The organism is Haloarcula sp. Atlit-7R, assembly GCF_003666065.1.
In the GTDB taxonomy this organism is placed as follows: Archaea; Halobacteriota; Halobacteria; order Halobacteriales; family Haloarculaceae; genus Haloarcula; species Haloarcula taiwanensis.
In genome coordinates, this window is sequence record NZ_QXIK01000057.1 from 1 (window position 1) to 585 (window position 585).

A 585-nucleotide genomic window follows, 5' to 3' on the forward strand; every position below is an offset into this window, starting at 1 on the left:
CGTTGGCGGCGTCGTCTGGTACAGCCGTCAGTGACCGTCCGAGGCTAACATCTATGTCACAATGCTAGATTATCAGAAATACATCGACATACTGGACGATTGGATTGTCAACCGTGACAAGACAGTCATCGCTGTGTTTATTGTCACAACGCTGATTCTGTCAGCGGGTTTCGGCATGACTGCGACCGACTCAGGGACATCACAGTTCACTGACGGCGTTCCCGCACAGGAAGCGTTCGACGAGGTCAACGACAACTTCGAGCGCGAACCGTTCGGTGAGGGGACTGGCTCTACAACGCTTATTCAAAAGGACCAGAACGTCCTGTCGAAGCCGGCTATCCTCAACATGCTGAAAGCACAGAACCGGCTTACGCAGCGTGAATCTCAGGACGTTGTCGGGACGACAAGCGTCGCACAGGCAGTCGCCCAGACGCTGGACCCGAACGCAGACACACTCTCAGAGCAGATCGATACCGTAGAAGCAGCCTCACAGACAGAGATTAAGTCCGCCACCCGAACCACACTTGAGCGCCAGCCAGCAGTTGCAGGGCTACTCAGCAACGATCTAAACCGAGAGGAGCCGTC

1 pseudogene is annotated in these 585 nt (G+C 55.2%); it reads left to right on the top strand.

What is annotated here, in order from left to right:
• Positions 1–61: 61 nt before the first annotated feature.
• A pseudogene (locus D3D01_RS22600) lies at positions 62–585 on the top strand (RND transporter); the annotation flags it as partial.